The sequence below is a fragment of the Amycolatopsis sp. NPDC104775 genome, assembly GCF_055583325.1.
In genome coordinates this window covers 774,639-792,422 of record NZ_JBVJOE010000002.1, presented here as the reverse complement: position 1 = coordinate 792,422, position 17,784 = coordinate 774,639, and the positions used below count along the sequence as shown (strand labels likewise).

General features: G+C 68.8%; 18 protein-coding genes. 10 read left to right on the top strand and 8 right to left on the bottom strand.

The genetic code is table 11. The annotated features are described in order from the left end of the window. Window positions 1–35: 35 nt before the first annotated feature. Window positions 36–1,526, bottom strand: a complete 1,491-nt coding sequence (locus ACZ63D_RS12600) for an AMP-binding protein (RefSeq protein WP_465354400.1) — start codon at window positions 1,524–1,526, stop codon at window positions 36–38. 131 nt (window positions 1,527–1,657) lie between these two features. Between ACZ63D_RS12600 and ACZ63D_RS12595 the strand changes: the two genes are divergently transcribed. After that, entirely contained in the window at window positions 1,658–1,903 is a 246-nt protein-coding gene (locus tag ACZ63D_RS12595) for a phosphopantetheine-binding protein (RefSeq protein WP_465354399.1), read from the top strand. Here the strand turns inward: ACZ63D_RS12595 and ACZ63D_RS12590 are convergent. Both ACZ63D_RS12590 and ACZ63D_RS12585 read right to left on the bottom strand, forming a co-directional pair. Beyond that, entirely contained in the window at window positions 1,896–2,855 is a 960-nt protein-coding gene (locus ACZ63D_RS12590) for an ACP S-malonyltransferase (protein WP_465354398.1), read from the bottom strand. The two genes, ACZ63D_RS12595 and ACZ63D_RS12590, sit on opposite strands and share 8 nt — an antisense overlap. Next, a complete protein-coding gene (locus ACZ63D_RS12585) occupies window positions 2,848–3,780 on the bottom strand; it encodes a proline iminopeptidase-family hydrolase (protein ID WP_465354397.1) in 933 nt (310 codons plus the stop codon). Before ACZ63D_RS12585 ends, ACZ63D_RS12590 begins: the two co-directional genes overlap by 8 nt. Before the next feature lie 233 nt (window positions 3,781–4,013). Here ACZ63D_RS12585 and ACZ63D_RS12580 point away from each other — a divergent pair, with 233 nt between their 5' ends. The 3 genes from ACZ63D_RS12580 to ACZ63D_RS12570 are packed head-to-tail and all read left to right on the top strand — an operon-like array spanning window position 4,014 to window position 7,059. Beyond that, entirely contained in the window at window positions 4,014–5,276 is a 1,263-nt protein-coding gene (locus tag ACZ63D_RS12580; protein ID WP_465354396.1) for a nucleotide disphospho-sugar-binding domain-containing protein, read from the top strand. Next, window positions 5,267–6,382 carry a sensor histidine kinase gene (locus ACZ63D_RS12575; RefSeq protein ID WP_465354395.1) on the top strand — a complete coding sequence of 372 codons (1,116 nt, stop codon included), beginning with the start codon at window positions 5,267–5,269 and terminating at the stop codon, window positions 6,380–6,382. The genes ACZ63D_RS12580 and ACZ63D_RS12575 overlap by 10 nt, the downstream gene beginning before the upstream one ends. A gap of 23 nt (window positions 6,383–6,405) precedes the next feature. Continuing rightward, window positions 6,406–7,059: a response regulator transcription factor gene (locus tag ACZ63D_RS12570; RefSeq protein WP_465354394.1), complete on the top strand. Its 654-nt coding sequence runs from the start codon at window positions 6,406–6,408 to the stop codon at window positions 7,057–7,059. A gap of 282 nt (window positions 7,060–7,341) precedes the next feature. Here the strand turns inward: ACZ63D_RS12570 and ACZ63D_RS12565 are convergent, their stop codons facing one another. Genes ACZ63D_RS12565 through ACZ63D_RS12555 form a run of 3 tightly spaced genes read right to left on the bottom strand, consistent with a single transcriptional unit; the run spans window position 7,342 to window position 10,731 of the window. After that, on the bottom strand, window positions 7,342–8,361 hold the full coding sequence (locus ACZ63D_RS12565) for an acyl-CoA carboxylase epsilon subunit (RefSeq protein WP_465354393.1): 1,020 nt from the start codon (window positions 8,359–8,361) through the stop codon (window positions 7,342–7,344). A gap of 38 nt (window positions 8,362–8,399) precedes the next feature. Further along, entirely contained in the window at window positions 8,400–9,968 is a 1,569-nt protein-coding gene (locus tag ACZ63D_RS12560) for an acyl-CoA carboxylase subunit beta (RefSeq protein ID WP_465354392.1), read from the bottom strand. Further along, complete coding sequence (locus ACZ63D_RS12555; protein WP_465354391.1) at window positions 9,961–10,731, bottom strand: thioesterase II family protein; 771 nt, start codon at window positions 10,729–10,731, stop codon at window positions 9,961–9,963. Before ACZ63D_RS12555 ends, ACZ63D_RS12560 begins: the two co-directional genes overlap by 8 nt. Before the next feature lie 157 nt (window positions 10,732–10,888). Between ACZ63D_RS12555 and ACZ63D_RS12550 the strand changes: the two genes are divergently transcribed. Then, a complete protein-coding gene (locus tag ACZ63D_RS12550) occupies window positions 10,889–11,551 on the top strand; it encodes an alpha/beta hydrolase (RefSeq protein WP_465354390.1) in 663 nt (220 codons plus the stop codon). Between the two features lie 163 nt (window positions 11,552–11,714). Here the strand turns inward: ACZ63D_RS12550 and ACZ63D_RS12545 are convergent, their stop codons facing one another. Beyond that, window positions 11,715–12,401 carry a GNAT family N-acetyltransferase gene (locus tag ACZ63D_RS12545; RefSeq protein WP_465354389.1) on the bottom strand — a complete coding sequence of 229 codons (687 nt, stop codon included), beginning with the start codon at window positions 12,399–12,401 and terminating at the stop codon, window positions 11,715–11,717. Window positions 12,402–12,549: 148 nt separating this feature from the next. Between ACZ63D_RS12545 and ACZ63D_RS12540 the strand changes: the two genes are divergently transcribed. Beyond that, entirely contained in the window at window positions 12,550–13,272 is a 723-nt protein-coding gene (locus ACZ63D_RS12540; RefSeq protein WP_465354388.1) for a VOC family protein, read from the top strand. Window positions 13,273–13,314: 42 nt separating this feature from the next. After that, window positions 13,315–13,803: a GNAT family N-acetyltransferase gene (locus ACZ63D_RS12535; protein WP_465354387.1), complete on the top strand. Its 489-nt coding sequence runs from the start codon at window positions 13,315–13,317 to the stop codon at window positions 13,801–13,803. A gap of 7 nt (window positions 13,804–13,810) precedes the next feature. On the opposite strand, the gene ACZ63D_RS12530 is transcribed toward ACZ63D_RS12535, so the two are convergent. Beyond that, entirely contained in the window at window positions 13,811–14,263 is a 453-nt protein-coding gene (locus ACZ63D_RS12530) for an Lrp/AsnC family transcriptional regulator (RefSeq protein WP_199786023.1), read from the bottom strand. Window positions 14,264–14,403: 140 nt separating this feature from the next. Between ACZ63D_RS12530 and pdhA the strand changes: the two genes are divergently transcribed. The 3 genes from pdhA to ACZ63D_RS12515 are packed head-to-tail and all read left to right on the top strand — an operon-like array spanning window position 14,404 to window position 17,779. After that, entirely contained in the window at window positions 14,404–15,504 is a 1,101-nt protein-coding gene (pdhA, locus tag ACZ63D_RS12525; RefSeq protein WP_465354386.1) for a pyruvate dehydrogenase (acetyl-transferring) E1 component subunit alpha, read from the top strand. Continuing rightward, window positions 15,501–16,535, top strand: a complete 1,035-nt coding sequence (locus ACZ63D_RS12520) for an alpha-ketoacid dehydrogenase subunit beta (RefSeq protein WP_465354385.1) — start codon at window positions 15,501–15,503, stop codon at window positions 16,533–16,535. The genes pdhA and ACZ63D_RS12520 overlap by 4 nt, the downstream gene beginning before the upstream one ends. After that, window positions 16,535–17,779, top strand: coding sequence for a dihydrolipoamide acetyltransferase family protein (locus ACZ63D_RS12515; RefSeq protein WP_465354384.1), 1,245 nt, complete (start codon window positions 16,535–16,537; stop codon window positions 17,777–17,779). The genes ACZ63D_RS12520 and ACZ63D_RS12515 overlap by 1 nt, the downstream gene beginning before the upstream one ends. The last annotated feature ends 5 nt before the right edge of the window (window positions 17,780–17,784 follow it).

Genomic DNA, 17,784 nt, shown 5'->3' with positions numbered 1-17,784 from the left:
AAGCTGATTCCCTCGATGAGCCCTTCACGAACGCTTCAGGCGGGGACCGGGCTCAGCAGCTCGGCAGCCCGCGCGGCGAGCGTCTTCCGGTCGATCTTGCGGTTGGAATTCAACGGGAACTCCTCGACGTGCTCGTACCGCCGCGGGATCACGCCCTCCGGCAGCACCGCCCGCAACGCCCGCACCAGCTCGATCACCGGCCGTCGCGGCCCGGTGTAGAAGACGAACAGCTCGGTCCCGCTGTCCCCGGCGACACCCAGCGCCACCGCCTGCACCCCGCACTCCTGCAGCGCGTGCTCCACCTCGGTCAGCTCCACGCGCCAGCCGAGCACCTGCACCTGCGAATCGAGCCGCCCCAGATACGCCAGGTCGTCGCCGCCGAGGCGACGCACCCGGTCGCCGGTGCGGTAGAACCGCTGCCCGTCGCGATCGAGGAACCGGCCCTTCTCGTCGGCCGGGTCGAGGTAGCCCGGCGTCAGCTGCGGCCCGGCGATGGCGAGTTCGCCCTCCCCAGCCTCGTTCTCGTCGATGAGCAGGTATTCATGCCCCTCGTGCACCGCGCCGATCGGGACCACGCCGTTCACCGCGATCCGCGGGGTTTCCTCGTCGTTCCAGCGGTACCCGGCGACGGTGATGGTCAGCTCGGTGGGGCCGTAGAGGTTCTCGGTGACCGCATTGCCCGCCGCCGCCCGCCAGTCCGCGGTGTCGCGGACCGTCAGCGCTTCCCCGGCGAAGAAGCTCCACCGCAGGCCGGGCATCGCACCCGGGGTCAGCCGTCCGGTGCGGCGCACGAGGTCGATCGCGCTCGGCGTGGAGAACCACACGGTGAGGCCGCGCTCCGCCACGAACGCCGGCACGTTCCGGTACGCCGCGCCTGGCAGGACCACCGCTTCCGCGCCCGCGCCCCACGCGCAGAAGAGGTCGAACATCGCGCAGTCGAAGTTCAGGTCGAACGTCTGGGAGAAGACGTCGTCCGGCGTGAAGTCGTACCGCGCGTCGAGCAGGCCGAAGTAATGCTCGGTGGAGCCGTGGCCGATCCGGACGCCCTTCGGCCGTCCGGTGGAGCCCGACGTGAAGAGCACGTACGCGGAGTCCTCCGGGCGCACGTCCTTCGGTGCGGTCAGTGCCTGGTGCGGCCGCAACTTGGTGACTTCCGGGGCCAGCAGCGTCTTCACCGATGGAGCGATGGTCAAACCGCGTTCGTCGGCGATGATCGCGTCCACCTCCGCGGCCTCGACCATCTGCGCGGTCCGGGCCGCCGGGAAGTCCGGCCGCAGCGGGACGACCGTCGCCCCCGCGTACAGCCCGGCCAGAATCCCGGCGTAGGCGGTCACTCCCTTCCCGGCCAGCACCCCTACCGTGCGGGCGCCGGACTCGGCCAGCGCGCCACCCCACAGCAACGCCCGCTCGTGCAGCTCGCCATAGGTCAGCGTCTCCCCGCCGACGCTGACCGCCGGCCGGGACTCCGAACGGGCCAGCCCGCGCAGAAACCGCGAGTGCAGTCCCGAGGTGATCGTCGTGTCCATCCTGGTCCTCCGCGTGAATAGGGGTGCCGACGCGTCGCTCGGGAACGGCGGCGCGGGGTAAGGTTCAAAACCGAACCGGGCGGTCGGTTTCCCTGCCTGGTGAAGTGCCCGACCCAGCCACCGGAGTAGCCATGTGGGACAGCTCTTTCGACGAAGCCCTCCGCCCGTACCTGCCGTTCCTTCCCGCCGACGAGGCGCTGACCGCCGAGACCCCGCTCAGGGAGTACGGCCTCGACTCGCTCGCCACGGTGGAACTGCTGGCCGTGCTGGAGGAGAAGTACAACGTCCGGTTCTCCGACGACGCGCTGAACCTGGAGACGTTCGAGAACCCCGGACGCCTCTGGACGACGCTGTCGCAGCTGCAGCCGGCTAGCTGACCCGCGAGGGACCCGCGCCGCGCCGCCGCGGCTGCAGCGCGAGCCGCGGGTTCACCGTGGTCACCTCGAACCGGCTGGTGGTGGCCCGGACGCGGCCGAACAGCGTGTCCGGCCCGGCCACCCACAGCTTGCGCACGCCGAGCTGTTCGAGCGACGAGACGACGTCCGGCCAGCGCAGCGGCTCGACGATGCTGTCCAGCAGCATCGTGCGGACCTGCTCGCCGGACCGCAGCACCGAACCGTCCTGGTCAGCGATGATCGGAAGGAGGGGATCATGGAAGTCGAGGCCGCCGAGCACCTCGTCCTCGGCCTTGCGCCGCAACGCGCCGAACGCGCGCGAATGCAGCGGAGGACGCATCGTGTACAGCGACAGCCCGCCTATCCCCCGCACGGTCTGCTTGAGCCAGTCGAGGTTCCGCTCCCGCACCGAGACCATGTAGAAGTCGTGGTCGATGTAGCAGGAGATGTCCGACCATTCGCCGCGGCCGTCGAGTTCGGTCAGCGCGTCGCGCAGTTTCTCTTCCGGAGTGCGGACGAACGAGTGCGTGACGACGTCGGTGTGCTCGGTCGCGAAGAACTCGTCGAGGCATTGCGCGAGCTTCGCGGTCATCCACACCGCGTCCGGGAAGGTCAGCGAACCGGCGTAGACGCTGGCCGGTTTCTCGCCGAAACTCGGGCCGGTGCAGTAGTCCGGGCTCATCCCGTACTCCTGTTCGGCCCATTCGGCGAGCGCGACGCAGGTGAGCATGAACCCGACCTGGGCGTACTCGGAGTAGTCGCCCTCGGCCTCGCGGAAGCGGTCGACCAGCGAGTAGCCCAGCCGGTCGTCGGCGTCCTTGATGAGCCTGCGCGCGAACGGGTTGATGAGCAGGAACTTGCCGAAGTCGACGAACCGGCACGGGCTCATCCCGGGGAACACGACCGCCGATCCGGCCTGGCTGGCCTCATCCATGACTGGCGACCTCTCTTTCGGCGGGGGAATGGACTTCCTGCAGGAATCCCAGCAGGATTTCGCGGAACCGCTCCGGTTCCTCGAGATGCGGGACGTGGCTCGATTCCGGGAGGATCTCCCAGCGCACGTCGTGAATGCGGTCGTAGTACGGCTGCACGGTGGCCGGGGTGGCCTCGTCGTGCGCGCCGGAGATGAGCAGGGTCGGCACCTCGATGTCGTCGAGGCGGTCGATCACCGAATAGTCCGCGAGCGTGCCGGTGACGGTGAACTCGCTGGGGCCGTTCATCACCGAGTAGACAGTGTTGTTGTCGGCCATCTCCATGAACGAGGCGACATAGTCGGGCGGCCAGGGCAGCACGCGGCAGACGTGCCGGTCGTAGAAGACGCGCATGAGGTCGAAGTACTCCTGCGTGTCCGTCGTTCCGGCGGCTTCGTGCGCCCGCAGTCCTTCGTCGACGCCGGGCGGCAGCAGCGCGCGCAGCCGGTCCATCTCGCTGCGCCACAGCTCATAGGACGCCGGCGAGTTGGCGATCACCAGCCCACTCAGGCCGTCCGGGCGCTCGGCGGCGTGCCGCGCGACGACCAGGCCGCCCCACGACTGTCCATAAAGGACGTAATTGTCCTCGATGCCCAGCCGGTGCACCAGGTTGTCCAGCTCGTCGCCGAACAGCTCCGGGTTCCAGAACCCGGGATCGGCGTCCGGCAGCCGGGTGGACCCGCCGCTGCCGAGCTGGTCGTAGTGCACGACCGGGAATCCGGCCTCGGCGAGTTCGGCCAGGCTCAGCAGGTAGTCGTGCGTGCTGCCCGGCCCGCCGTGCACCACGACCACGGCGGGGGCCGCTCCCCCCGGGTGCCCGGTGACCCGGTACCAGGTGCGGTGCTCGCCGAAAGGAACCCAGCCTTTCGCGGTGGGCGCCACTGCCATGCTCATCACCTCATTCGCCTCCCTCGTCCTTCTCCGGCGCAGCGCGGCCGGATCCGGATACCTGTCTATCCGCCGGGGCCCGCGCGCCACCAGCCCCTAAGGGGCATCTAAAGCCGAGCCAAATCCTCTTTCGCCGTGCCGGATTCAGGGGTCCCCTACCGGGTGGGCGCGGCGGGGAGGCGGCCCTACCGTTTCCCTTGTTCTCCCGTGACTACGAACCCGGAGCTGCCGCGATGCGCGTGATGCTGATGGTCTTCCCGACGAGGACGCACGTTTACAGCATGGCTCCGGTGGGCTGGGCGCTGGCCGCGGCCGGGCACGAGGTCCGCTTCGTCGGGCAGCGCAACCCGCGCGAGGTCGCGCCGTTCACCGAAACCGGGCTGGACGCCATGTGGTTCGGCGACGAACTCGACATCGCCCGCCACCGGCAGCAGCAGGTCGAAGGCAACAACGCGATGCACGGCGAATTCCGGCTCTCGGAAAGCCGTCCCGAGCGCTACACCGAGGAGTACGTGCGCAACGTCTACGAGCATTGGGTCGACGTGTTCCGCTGGACCACGCCGGAGCTGCTGCTCGACGAACTCATCCGGTTCGCCCGGCAGTGGCAGCCGGACCTCGTGGTGTGGGACCCGCTGATCTACGCCGCGCCGATCGTCGCGCACGCCATGGGGGTGCCGCACCTGCGGATGATGTACGCCGCCGACCAGACCGCCCGCATCGGCGCGCAGTACCGCGACCTCAGAGCCAGCCACCCGGAGGACAGCTCGCCGGACTCGTTCGTGACGTGGATGTCCGCCCAGGTCGGCCGGTTCGGAGCCGACTACGACGAAACCCTCCGCTACGGCGTGCGGACCATCGACTGCCATCCGTCGTATCTGCGTTACGACGGCGTGGACGTCGACTACCTCCCGGCCCGGTTCGTGCCGCAGAACAAGCCGATGGCGATCCCTTCGTGGGTGCTGGAGCGGCCGGAGCGGCCGCGAGTGATGCTCACCCTCGGCATCTCCAACCGGCAGACCCTCGGCGTCGAGGAGACCTCCGTCGGGGACCTGCTGGACGGGCTCGCCGACCTCGACATCGAAGTGATCGCCACGCTCAACGCGGAACAACTCGCCTCCGTGCGCGCGATCCCGGACAACGTCCGCGCGGTCGACTTCGTGCCGATGAACGAACTTCTCGCCTCGTGCTCGGCGATCGTGCACCAGGGCGGCGGCGCGACAATCGGCAACGCGGTCGTGAACGGCGTCCCGCAGCTGGTCATCCCGGGCACCACGTGGAGCGAACGCGGCTCCGCGGTGGCTCAGGTGAAGCGCGGCAACGGGTTGCTGGTGGACCTCGAGGACGTGACGCCCGCGAGCGTCCGGACCGGAGTGCGCCGGTTGCTGGAGGAACCGTCCTTCCGGGAATGCGCGCTCGAGGTGCGCGACGAGATGCTGGCGACGCCCACCCTCGACGACCTCGTACCGGAGCTGGAACGGATCGCGCGATGCCCGTGACGCGGCCGCCGACCATGCGGACGATCGGGTTTCTCGTGCTGAGCCTCCCGATCCGGCTCGCCGCGTTCGTGCTGATCCTGGTGACCATGGTGGTCGGCGTCGCCACGACGATGCTGTGGATCGGCATTCCGATCCTGCTGGTCGCGACCTCGCTGATGCTTTCGTACTGCGCGTTCGAACGACGCTGGGCGCACCAGATGCTCGGCATGGCCATCGCCGAACCCGTCCGCCGCCGTCCGGCGGGTCCCGGCATGCTCGCCGTGTGGCAGGCGCGGCTGCTCGACACCGCCACCTGGCGCGAGTTCGCGTTCGTGCTCATCGCTTTTCCTTTGGGCATCGTGGAATTCGTGGCGGGCGTCGTGTCCATCGCGGTACCTCCTTTCGGGATTTTCGTGGCGCCGCGCATCGGGACGATGCACGGCGAGCTGGCGACGTCGTTCCTCGGCCCGAACCGCACCGCGCAACTGGAAGCGCGCACGCAGCAGCTGCAGAACTCGCGAGCACGCGGAGTCGACGCGGTCGAGGCCGAACGGCGCCGGATCGAACGAGACCTGCACGACGGCGCGCAGCAGCGGCTGGTGTCCGTCGCGATGAGCCTGGGCCGCGCCCAGCTCAAACTCGACCTCGACGACCCGACCGCGGTCCGCGAACTCATCGGAGCCGCGCACGCCGACGCCAAACTCGCCGTTTCGGAGTTGCGCGACCTGGCGCGCGGCATCTACCCGCCGGTGCTCCAGGATCGCGGCCTGGACGCGGCGTTGTCTTCTCTTACCGCAAGAATGCCTATCCCTATTGAGGTCGAGGTTACCGTAGAACCCCGTCCTCCCGCACCTGTCGAAACGACGACGTACTTCATCGTGAGCGAAACGCTCACCAACGTGACCAAACATTCCGGCGCCGACCGGGCGTCCGTGCGAGTGACTCGCGACGCCGACACCGTGGTCGTCGAGATCACCGACAACGGCCACGGCGGCGCTTCGATGCGCCCCGGCGGCGGCCTGGCCGGACTGGCCGACCGCGCCGCCACGATCGACGGCGTGCTCACCGTCGTCAGCCCCGCCGGCGGCCCCACCGTCGTGCGGGCCGATCTGCCCGTCCGCTGGTGAATCCTGTTGTGGAGGCGAAGAAAATGCGCGTCGTGATCGCGGAAGACTCGGTACTGTTGCGCGCCGGGGTGCAAAGCCTGCTCGCGGACGTCGGCATCGAAACCGCCGCCGCGGTCGACAACGGCGACGACCTGCTGGTCGCCATCCGCGACCACCGCCCCGACCTGGTGATCGCCGACGTCCGGATGCCCCCGACCTTCACCGACGAGGGCCTCCGCGCGGCTTTGGCCGCCCGCAAGGAAATCCCCGGCCTCCCGGTGCTGGTGGTGTCGCAATATGTCGAAGGAAGCTATGCGGTAGACCTGATCGCGGAAGGCACGTCCGGCGTCGGCTACCTGCTGAAAGAACGAGTCGCCGACGTAGCGGACTTCCTGGAAGCAGTCCGCCGCGTAGCCGGCGGCGGATCGGCCATCGACCCGGACGTGGTCGCACAGATGCTTTCCCGCAGCCGGGACCCGTTGGAGGCGTTGACCGCCCGGGAGACCGAGGTGCTGGCGCAGATGGCGCAGGGCCTGTCGAACACCGCCATCGCCAAGGCTTTGGTGGTGACCCAGGGAGCGGTGGAAAACCACATCAGCAACATCTTCGCGAAGCTCGGCCTGGAAGCCAGCAAGGACCAGAACCGCCGGATCCGCGCCGTGCTGACGTACCTGGACAGCACCGCGGTCCACGCCTGATTCACCGGATCGATACCGTGCAGATGTTCGACCGGCGGCGGTAGCTTGGGGATATGGATCTTGGACCCGTTCCCGTGTCGTCCGTTGTGGACGAAGTCGTTTTTCTCCTGTGGCGCAAGGACTCTGCCCCTCGCCACCGATCGCCGCTGACCTTGTGGAGAGCGGCGCTTCGCCCTGGCTGGCGTTCTCGAAGACCGGTGTTCCGCACGGTCGCGGACGCCGTGCTGCGGAAGGCCCGCATCGCCCTGCGTGGAGCCCGCTCATCGCCCTCGCCGGACGACTCTAGCGCGCCCGCCAGCTCGTCGCCGGAACGAAGGTTGTCGACGGTCGCCGAGGTGACGGCACAGCAATTTCCTCGCGCCCAGCCGCCGAGGCCTGGCCGAGAGCGGCCAACGCCACCAGGAGGGCAGCCAGCTCCACGTCGTCCGGATTCCCTCGCACCACACGTATTGCGGGCGCTACCTCCGCAGCACGCTCCTGGGATGACTCTGGATCAGCCGGATTTCCTTGCGTTGCGGAGAGATTCTTCCCTCTCGCATCTGGGCCAAGCGATGTCCCAGCCGATTCTTGCTCTACGGAAAGCAACCCCGCCCCAACTACGACTGCGGACGTTCTCTCCCCGTCAGCCCCTTCCTCGCGCGTCCTGGGCGACTTCGAACCAGCGGAGTCGTCCCACACCTCGCACGACGCACCCGGCTCGCCACCCGCGACCGGAACCTCCAGCCCCGGACCCGGCACGAGCTCAACCGAGTCATCCCCAGCGGACAGCAACTCAGCCGCGACTGCGGACGTCGCTTTTCCAGCACGCCCTCCACCGGGCTTTCCGGCCTGTTTCGAACCAGCGGAGCCGTCCCGCGCCTCGCACGACGCACTCGGCTCGTCGCTCGCGCCCGGAACCCCCGCACCCGGAAGCGGCACCACCACAGCAGATCCCTCAACCGGGGAAAGCAAACCCGACGCGAGTGCGGTTGCAGACGCTCCGTCCGGAACACGCCCTCCACCGGGCGTCTCTGCATGCTCCGAACCAGCAGAGCCACCTCGCGCCTCGCACGACACACTCGGCTCGCCGCTCGCGCCCAGAACCCCCACACTCGGAACCGCCACAGCAGACTCCTCAACCGGGGAAAGCAATCCCGACGCGGCTGCGGCCGCAGACGCTCCGTCCGGAACACGCCCTCCACCGGGTGACCCGGCCTGTTTCGAATCAGCGGAGCCGTCCCGCGCCTCGCACGACGCACTCGACCCGCCACCCGCGCCCAGAGCCCCCGGCCCCGAACCCGTCGCCACCCCAGCCGAACCCATCACATCCCCCGTCCCTCGCCGCGCAACCCGGACCCCCATCACATCGGCGGGTTCCCGTGCTTGCGCGCCGGAACGTCGGCGTGCTTGGCCCGCAGCATGGCCAGCGACCGGATCAGCATCTCGCGCGTCTGGCCGGGCTCGATCACGTCGTCGACAAGCCCGCGTTCGGCCGCGTAGTACGGGTGCATCAGCTCGGTCTTGTACTCCTTGATCTTCTGCCGCCGCACCGCCTCCGGGTCGTCGGCCGCGTTGATCTCGCGCCGGAAGATCACGTTCGCCGCGCCCTCGGCGCCCATCACCGCGATCTCGTTCGTCGGCCACGCGAGCGAAACGTCCGCGCCGATCGATCGCGAGTCCATCACGATGTACGCGCCGCCGTAGGCCTTGCGCAGGATCATCTGCACCCGCGGCACCGTGGCGTTGCAGTAGGAGTACAGCAGCTTCGCGCCGTGCCGGATGATGCCGCCGTGTTCCTGGTCCACCCCGGGCAGGAAACCCGGCACGTCGACCAGCGTCACCAGCGGGATATTGAACGCGTCGCAGGTTTGCACGAACCGCGCGGCCTTCTCGCTCGCCTCGATGTCGAGGACTCCGGCGAGCGTCGCCGGCTGGTTCGCCACGATCCCGACCACGTGCCCGTCGAGCCGGGCCAGTGCGCACACCACGTTCGTCGCCCATCCGGCGTGCACCTGGAGGAATTCGCCGTCGTCGACGATTTCCTCGATCACCGCGCACATGTCGTACGCGCGGGCCGAGTCGGTCGGCACCACCTCGAGCAGCTTGTCCGTACGGCGGTCCGGCGGATCAGCCGTCGGCTCCACCGGCGGGACCTCGTTGTTGTTGGACGGCAGCAGCGAAATCAGGTACCGCACGTCCTCCAGGCAGCTGGGTTCGTCGTCGTAAACAAACGCGGCGACGCCCGACGTCGAGGCGTGCACGTCCGCGCCGCCAAGGCCGTTCTGGGTGATCTCCTCGCCGGTCACCGCGTGCACCACGTCCGGGCCGGTGATGAACATCTGCGAGGTTCCCCGCACCATGAACACGAAATCTGTCAACGCGGGCGAGTACGCCGCACCGCCGGCGCACGGGCCGAGCATCACCGAGATCTGCGGAATCACTCCCGAAGACCGGGTGTTGCGCTGGAAAATCCCGCCGTATCCGGCGAGAGCCGTCACGCCCTCCTGAATCCGGGCCCCGGCTCCGTCGTTGAGCGACACCAGCGGCGCACCGGCCACGGCGGCAAGGTCCATCACCTTGTGGATTTTCTGCGCGTGCGCCTCGCCGAGCGCGCCGCCGAAAATGCGGAAGTCGTGGGCGTACACGAAAACCGTGCGCCCGTAGACCGTCCCCCAGCCGCACACCACGCCGTCCGAGTACGGTTTCCGGTGTTCGAGGCCGAAGGCTGTCGCGCGGTGCCGGCGCAAGGACTCGATCTCGGTGAACGAACCCGGGTCGAGAAGCAGTTCGATGCGCTCGTGCGCGGTCAGCTTGCCGCGGTCGTGCTGCCGGGCGGTCGCGGCGTCGTCGGGACCGCGGCGCGCGGCCTCCTTGATTTCCCGCAATTCCTCGAGTCTGCTGTCGAATCCGGCCGCGAGTGCCTCAGACATGTGCCCGCCCCTTGTCGACAAGCCGATCGGTCAGATACCGGAGAATCACGTCCTGGTGGCGGGTCAGGAAGAAATGCCCGCCGGCGAGCGGGACCAGCTCGAAGCCCGCCGAAGTGTGGTCGCTCCACGAGCGGACCTCGTCGACCGAGGCGACCGGGTCGGCGGTGCCGGTGAACGCGACCACCGGGGCCGCGAGCGGCGAGCCCGGCTGGTACCGGTAAGTCTCCACCGCGCGATAGTCGTTGCGCACCACCGGAAGGATCATCCGCACTACGTCGTCGTCGCCGAGCAAGTCCATTTCGGTGCCGCTCAGCCGGCGCAGTTCGTCGATCACGCCCTCGTCGGTGCGGGTGTGCACGTTCTCGTCCCGGTGCCGCGACGGCGCCCGGCGGCCGGAGACGAACAGCGTGTCCACCGCGGTGCCCGCGGCCTCCAGCCGACGGGTCACCTCGAAGGCGATCATCGCGCCCATGCTGTGCCCGAACAGTGCGAGCGGCAGATCGTCGCGGCCGCGCAGCAGGTCGGCGATCCGGTCGGCCAGCGCATCGATGGTGGTCAGGAACGGTTCGTGCCGCCGGTCCTGGCGGCCCGGATACTGCACCGCCAGCACCTCGATGTCCGGCGTCAGCGCCCGCGAAACCGGGAAGTAGAACGGAGCCGAACCCCCGGCGTGCGGCAGGCACACCAGCCTTGCCTTCGCCTCGGGCGACGTGTGGAAGCGGCGAAACCAGCTGTCCTCGTCGGAATTCTCGCTACCTGTCATGTCGTCCCACCGCCTTTCCGACGTCTGCGCCGGGACGACCCGGCCACGGATCTTTCTTCGCCGACCCACGGTAACCGCGCCCACCGGGCGCAACGACCCCTAACTTTCCCCAGCTCCACAATGGACACTGTGCCTCCGCGACCGAAAGGACCTTCGCATGCAGCCGACGTTCGTCCTCATTCCCGGCTCCCACGCCACCAGCCGCTGCTTCACCGCGCTTCAACGCGAACTAGCGTTGCTCGGCCACCGCAGCCTGGCCGTCGACCTCCCCGGCCACGGCACCGCTGGCTTCTCCGCCGCCTACCAGGCCCAAGACCTCGCAGCCTTGGCGGGAGAACCGTCGCCGATGGCGGGCAGCACGCATGCCGACAACGTCGCGCACGTCATCGATTTGGTCCGCCGCGTACGTGAATACGGTCCCGTCACGCTGGTTGGCCACAGCCGGGGCGGCTTCACTGTCACGAGCGTCGCCAACGCCGTGCCAGACCTGCTCGCTCGCACCGTCTACGTCTCGGCCTGGTGTTGCGTCACCGGCACCGCAGCCGATTACCTCGCTACCCCAGCGTTCAGAGCGCCCGCGCTGGCCGACACCGGCTCCATCGCGGTCGGCGACCCGCACCGCCTGGGTGCCGTCCGAATGAACTGGCGCACTACCGATCCCGCCCACCTCGCAGCGCTGAAACGGGCCTGGACCGCCGACGGCACGGAGCCGACGTCGCGTTCCTGTCCACCCTCGACCCGGACGAATCCCGAGACGCCGGCACCGACCTGGTCAATCCGGCAGCCTGGGGCCGGGTCCCGCACAGCTACGTCCGGCTGACCGCGGACGCGAGCCTGCCGCTAGCACTGCAAGACCACTTCATCGAAGAGGCCGATGCCCTAACCCCGGACCGCCCCTTCGACGTGCACTCCCTGCCAGTCGGCCACGTCGACCCGCTGCTCCGGCCGACCGGTCTGGCCGAAATCCTCGCCGGAACCGCCGATTACCGCAAAGGAGCCCGGTAGCTGCCGAACCGGATCGTCCGGGCGAGCCGGAACCCCAGTTTCTCGTACAACCGGATCGCGCCGGTGTTCGTCTCCGCGGCGTGGAGAAACGGCCGCTCCCCGCGCTCGCGGATCCCCGCGGCCACCGCCAAAACCAGCCGCGCCGCCAGCCCTTGCCCCTGGAACGCCGGTTCCGTGCACACCGCGCTGATCTCCGTCCACCCGGGAAGACGCATCCGCTCGCCCGCCATCGCCACCAGCGCCCCGTCGCGGCGGATGCCCAGGTAGTCGCCCAGCGCGATCGTCCTGGGCAGAAACGGGCCCGGCTTCGTCCGGGACACCAGGTCGAGCATCTCCGGCACGTCCGCCTCGGTCAGCCGCACCGCCTCCGGATCGGCGACCGCGGGGATGGCCGAACCGTCCATCTGCACCGCGGTCAACTCGGCCTCCACCGTCCAACCCGCGGGCGGCGGCGTCCCGACCTTGCCGACCACCAGCGCCGTTTCACCCGGTCCGACAAGGTCGGCGAGATCGTGCCAGACGTGCTCGTCCGGCTGATCCGGCACGGCGATGAAGGGAGAGACGTCCACCGCGTACCGCAGCACCTGTCCCTTCTGCTCCGCGAACGCGGCCTGCGGGCCGCTCAACGCGGCCCAAGCGGGGTTTTCGAGCGGGGACGTGCTCATTCTCGCCTGCCATTCCGATCCGGGGTATCTCCTCGAGAATGCGTGCCCCGGAGCGGATCCGGCCACTATCTCCCACATGCTGAGCATCCGAGGACCGAGCCTGTCCGCGATCCGCCCTAGCGTCGCCACCACCGACGAAGGGACCCTGATGACCACTATCGATCGCAACCAGCCGCTCGGCACCCCGACCTGGATCGAGCTCGCCGTGCCGAACCTGGACCGCGCGCGACGCTTCTACGGTGCCGTCCTCGGCTGGACCTTCGACGGCGACCACTGCCTGCTGCGCGATCTCCCCGTCGCTGGCCTTCGCCAAGCGAGTAACTCCCGCCCGGCCTGGACCGTCTGGTTCGCGACCGACGACTGCGGCAGCACTGCCAAAGCCGTCACCTCCGCAGGCGGCAAGGTCCTCGACCCACCCCACGACCGCGAAGACCACGCCCGCGTCGCCCTCGCGGAAGACCCGACCGGAGCGCGGTTCGGGCTCTGGCAAGGCCGCGAGCTCCCCGGCGCGCGGCTCGTCAACGAACCCGGCACGCTGCTGCGCAATGACCTCGTCACCCCAACACCCGACCCGGCGCGCGACTTCTACCGCGAGGTCTTCGCCTTCACCCTCGACGGCAACGCCGACCTGCCCGGCGTCGACTTCACCTTCCTCCGCCGTCCCGACGGTCACGAAATCGGCGGCGTCCTCGGCGACCCGTCCGCCGTGGCACCGGCGTGGGGCACCCTGTTCCTCGTCACTGACGCCGACGCGGCAGGGACACGAGCAGTCGACCACGGCGGGGAGATCGTCGAAGCGCAGGACAGCCCGTACGGACGCATGGTGACCATCCGCGACCCGTTCGGCGCGGAGTTCGTCCTGGGCTCCTGAACCCGGCTCCGTCGCCAGGAATCCGGTGATAGAAACGGACCGGTGGATCTCGAAACCCTCCCCGGCGCGACCCTGCTCCCCGCGACCCCGGACGACGCCGCGGAGCTGATGGTGCTCCAGCGGTGCTGCTGGGTCCAGGAAGCGCTGCTCAACAACACCCTGGAGCATCCCGCGCTGACGGAGGACCTCGCCGAGGTGCGCGAGGCGATCACGACCTGGCACAGCTGGGTCGTCCGGCTGGGACACCGGCTGGTCGGCGCGGTCCGCGCCCGCACCGTCGAGGACGGCTGCTGGGAGATCGGCCGCTTGATGGTCGCGCCGGACCTGGCGGGACGCGGCCTCGGGCGGGTCCTTCTCGAGCACGCCGAGCGCCAGGCGCCGCCGGAGACGAAGCAGTACGTCCTCTTCACCGGCGCGTCCAGCGAACGCAATATCGCCCTTTACGAACGCGCCGGATACCGCCGCGCGCCGATGCCGTTCGAACCGGCCGGGGTGCTCCGGCTCGCGGTCTACCTGGTCAAAGCGTCCTGACCGAGGCTCACAGCTCGTCGAAGACCAGCACGGTGTGCGTCGAGAGCACGTCTGGCATGTTCTGCAACCGTTCGAACACCAAGTCCCGCAGGCTGTCCGCGTCGCGGGTCCGCACGAACAGGATCAGGTCGTTGTCCCCGGACACCAGTCCGCCGTGTTCGATTTCCGGGATGTGCTTGAGTTCCGCGCTCACCGTGCGCCACGAGTTTTGCGTGACCTTCAAGTACACGTACGCCGCGAGGCCCTGTCCCATCCGGCGCGGATCGGTGACGGCCGCGTACCCCGTGATCACTCCCTCGCGGTGCAGCCGCTCCACCCGCGTGTAGCAACCGGCCCGCGAAATGTGTGCGCGTTCGGCGAGTGCGCGCATCGAGGCGCGGCCGTCTTTCTTCAGCTCGGCGATCAGTTTCAGGTCGACCTCGTCCAGCGCCGCTGCCATTTGTCCACCGGGCTGGGACATCCGCGCCACCTCGCAAGCCAATCGTCCAACCAAGACCCATCAACCAGGCCATCATTCCACAGTTCCCTGTCAAGTCTGGATCCCTGATCACCCGGCGGCGAATATCAGGGCCTACTCGTCTTTGTCGATGGGAGCTGTCGGTGACCACCACGGAACGCCCTGCCGCGTCCTGTTTCCTGCCCAGCGACGAGCCGCTCGGCCTCGTGAGCGCCGACGGCACGCCTGTGTCCGATCCGGCGCTCGCGATGCCCGCGGACGACGTCCTCCTGCGCCTCTACCGCGGCATGGTTTCCGGACGCCGCTTCGACACCCAGGCCACCGCGCTCACCAAACAGGGCCGGCTGGCGGTGTACCCGTCGGCACGCGGGCAGGAGGCCGCCGAGATCGGCTCGATCCTCGCGCTTCGCCCGCAGGACTGGCTTTTCCCCACCTACCGCGACTCGATGGCTGTCGTCGCGCGCGGCGTCGACCCGGTCGAGGTGCTGACGCTGCTGCGCGGCGACTGGCACTGCGGTTACGACCCGTACCGTGCCAACGTCGCTCCGCAGTGCACGCCGCTCGCCACCAACACGCTGCACGCGGTCGGCTTCGCGCACGCTGCACGTGTGAAGGGCGAGGACACGGTCTCGCTCGTTCTCGTGGGCGACGGTGCCACCAGCGAGGGCGACACGCACGAAGCGCTGAACTTCGCCGCTGTCTGGAAGGCACCGGTGGTCTTCCTCGTACAGAACAACGGCTACGCCATCAGCGTCCCGCTCGAGAAGCAGACTGCTGCGCCTTCGCTCGCGTACAAGGGTGTCGGCTACGGCATGCCGTCCGTACTCGTTGACGGCAACGACGCTGCCGCCGTACACGCTGTCGTCGAGCAGGCTGTCGCGCGCGCCGCGGCGGGTGAAGGACCGACGCTCATCGAAGCGGTCACCTATCGCATGGAATCGCACACCAACGCCGACGACGCAACGCGCTACCGCGAGAAGGCCGAAGTCGAACAGTGGCTCACTCGCGACCCGATCAGCCGTCTCAAGCAGTACCTCACCGACCGTGGCCTTCTCGATGACACGGTGCAGCAAGGAATTGACGCGCGCGCCGAAGAGGAAGCAGCCGCGTTGCGTGAACGGATGAACGTCGACACTGAGCTCGACCCGGCGGATCTCTTCCGGCACGTCTACGCCGAGCCGACCGCCGCGTTGCGCCAGCAGGCCGCCGAACTGGCGCACGAGAACACCGAGGACCAGGCATGACCGCCACTCTCGACACGACACTGTCCCTCCCCACGACACTGTCCCTCGCCGGGGCGCTCAACCGCGCCCTCGCCGACGCACTCGCCGAGGACGAGCGCGTGCTCATCTTCGGCGAGGACGTCGGCACCCTCGGCGGCGTCTTCCGCGTCACCGACGGACTCGCCGCACGCTTCGGCGACGCCCGTGTCTTCGACTCGCCGCTCGCCGAGTCCGGCATCGTCGGCACCGCGATCGGGATGGCGATGAACGGCCTGCGCCCGGTGATCGAGATGCAATTCGACGCGTTCGCCTACCCCGCGTTCGAACAGATCACCAGTCACCTCGCCAAACTCCGCAACCGCACCAAGGGCCAGGTCGAACTGCCTGTCGTGATCCGGGTGCCCTACGGCGGCGGCATCGGCGGCGTCGAGCATCACTGCGACTCGTCCGAGGTCTACTACACGCACACGGCCGGCCTGCGCGTCGTCACCCCGGCCACGCCGGACGACGCCTACACCCTGCTGCGTGAAGCGATCGACAGCCCGGACCCGGTCATTTTCCTCGAACCCAAGCGCCGGTATTGGGAAAAGGGAACCGTTGACCCGCAACACCGTTCGCCCGGCCTCGACAAAGCGGTGATCCGCCGCGAAGGCACCGACGTCACCCTGATTTCCTACGGCGGCGCTCTCGGCACCACGCTCGAAGCTGCCGAAGCCGCCGCCGAAGAAGGCTACGACGCCGAGGTAATCGATCTGCGGAGCCTCGCGCCGTTCGACCTGGAAACGGTCGCCGCGTCCGTGCGCCGCACCGGCCGCGCGGTCGTGGTGCATGAGGCGAGCCGATTCTGCGGTTATGGCGCCGAGGTCGCCGCGCAGCTGTCCGAGAACTGTTTCCATTACCTGGAAGCCCCGGTACTGCGCGTCGCCGGGTTCGACATTCCTTATCCCGCACCGAATCTGGAACAGCACCACCTGCCGGGCGTCGACCGGATCCTGGACGCGATCGAACGCCTCCAGTGGGACGACGCGGCACCGCTCGACGGGGAGAAGTGATGGCCGTCTTCAAGCTGCCCGACCTCGGCGAAGGCCTGACCGAGGCGGAAATCGTCGCGTGGCACGTCTCGGTCGGCGATACCGTCACCGTCGACCAGACCGTGGTGGAGGTCGAGACCGCCAAGGCGAGCGTCGAGGTTCCGGTGCCGTTCGCGGGCCGAGTCGCGACGCTGCACGGCAAGGCAGGCGAAGTGCTGACTGTCGGCAGCCCGTTGATCACTGTGGACAGTGCCGCGGACTTCACCGAACCCGGCGTGGTGACCCCGGAAGGCAGCGGAAATGTCCTGATCGGTTACGGCACCAGCCAAGCACGCACCCGGCGCACCAGGCGGCCACGCGGCAGCAAGGCACCCGCTATCACCGCACCGGCCCCAACACCAAAGTCCACTTCGGACCGAGTCCGTGTAGTGTCTCCGCTCGTCCGACGCCTCGCCCGCGAGTCCGGAGTGGACCTTCACGCCCTCACTGGCACCGGTACCGACGGCATCGTGAGCCGCGCCGACGTAGAACGCGCGATCGCCGCCACCGAGAACCCGGCAGCCCTGGCGGCAACCCCGGACGAGCAACGAATCCCCTTGCGCGGCCTGCGCAAAACCGTCGCCGACAAACTCGCTCGCTCTCGCCGCGAGATCCCCGAGGCAACCGTCTGGGTGGATGTCGACGCGACCGAACTGCTGCAACTGCGCACCGCGCTCAACAGCGATCCGCACGCCCCGAAGATCAGCCTGCTCGCGCTCATCGGCCGGTTCGCCGTCGCGGGTCTGCGCCGTTTCCCCGAGCTGAACGCGCATCTAGAAGGCGACGAGATCGTCATCCCGTCCGCCGTGCACCTCGGTTTCGCCGCGCAGACCGACCGAGGCCTGGTCGTCCCGGTCGTCCAGAACGCGCACCAGCACACCCTGGAAGACCTGTCCGCCGCCCTCGCCGAGCGCACCGAGCAGGCGCGCGCCGGACGGCTCGGTCCGGCCGATCTCACCGGCGGAACGTTCACGGTGAACAACTACGGCGTGTTCGGAGTAGACGGTTCCGCCGCCATCATCAACTACCCGGAGGTGGCGATCCTCGGCGTTGGCCGGGTCATCGACCGGCCGTGGATCGTGGACGGTCAGGTCACCGCACGCAAGATCACCGAGCTGACGCTGGCGTTCGACCACCGGGTCTGCGACGGCGGCACGGCAGGCGGATTCCTCCGCTTCGTCGCCGACTGCATCGAGAACCCGGTACGGCTGCTGCGCACGCTGTGAGGACG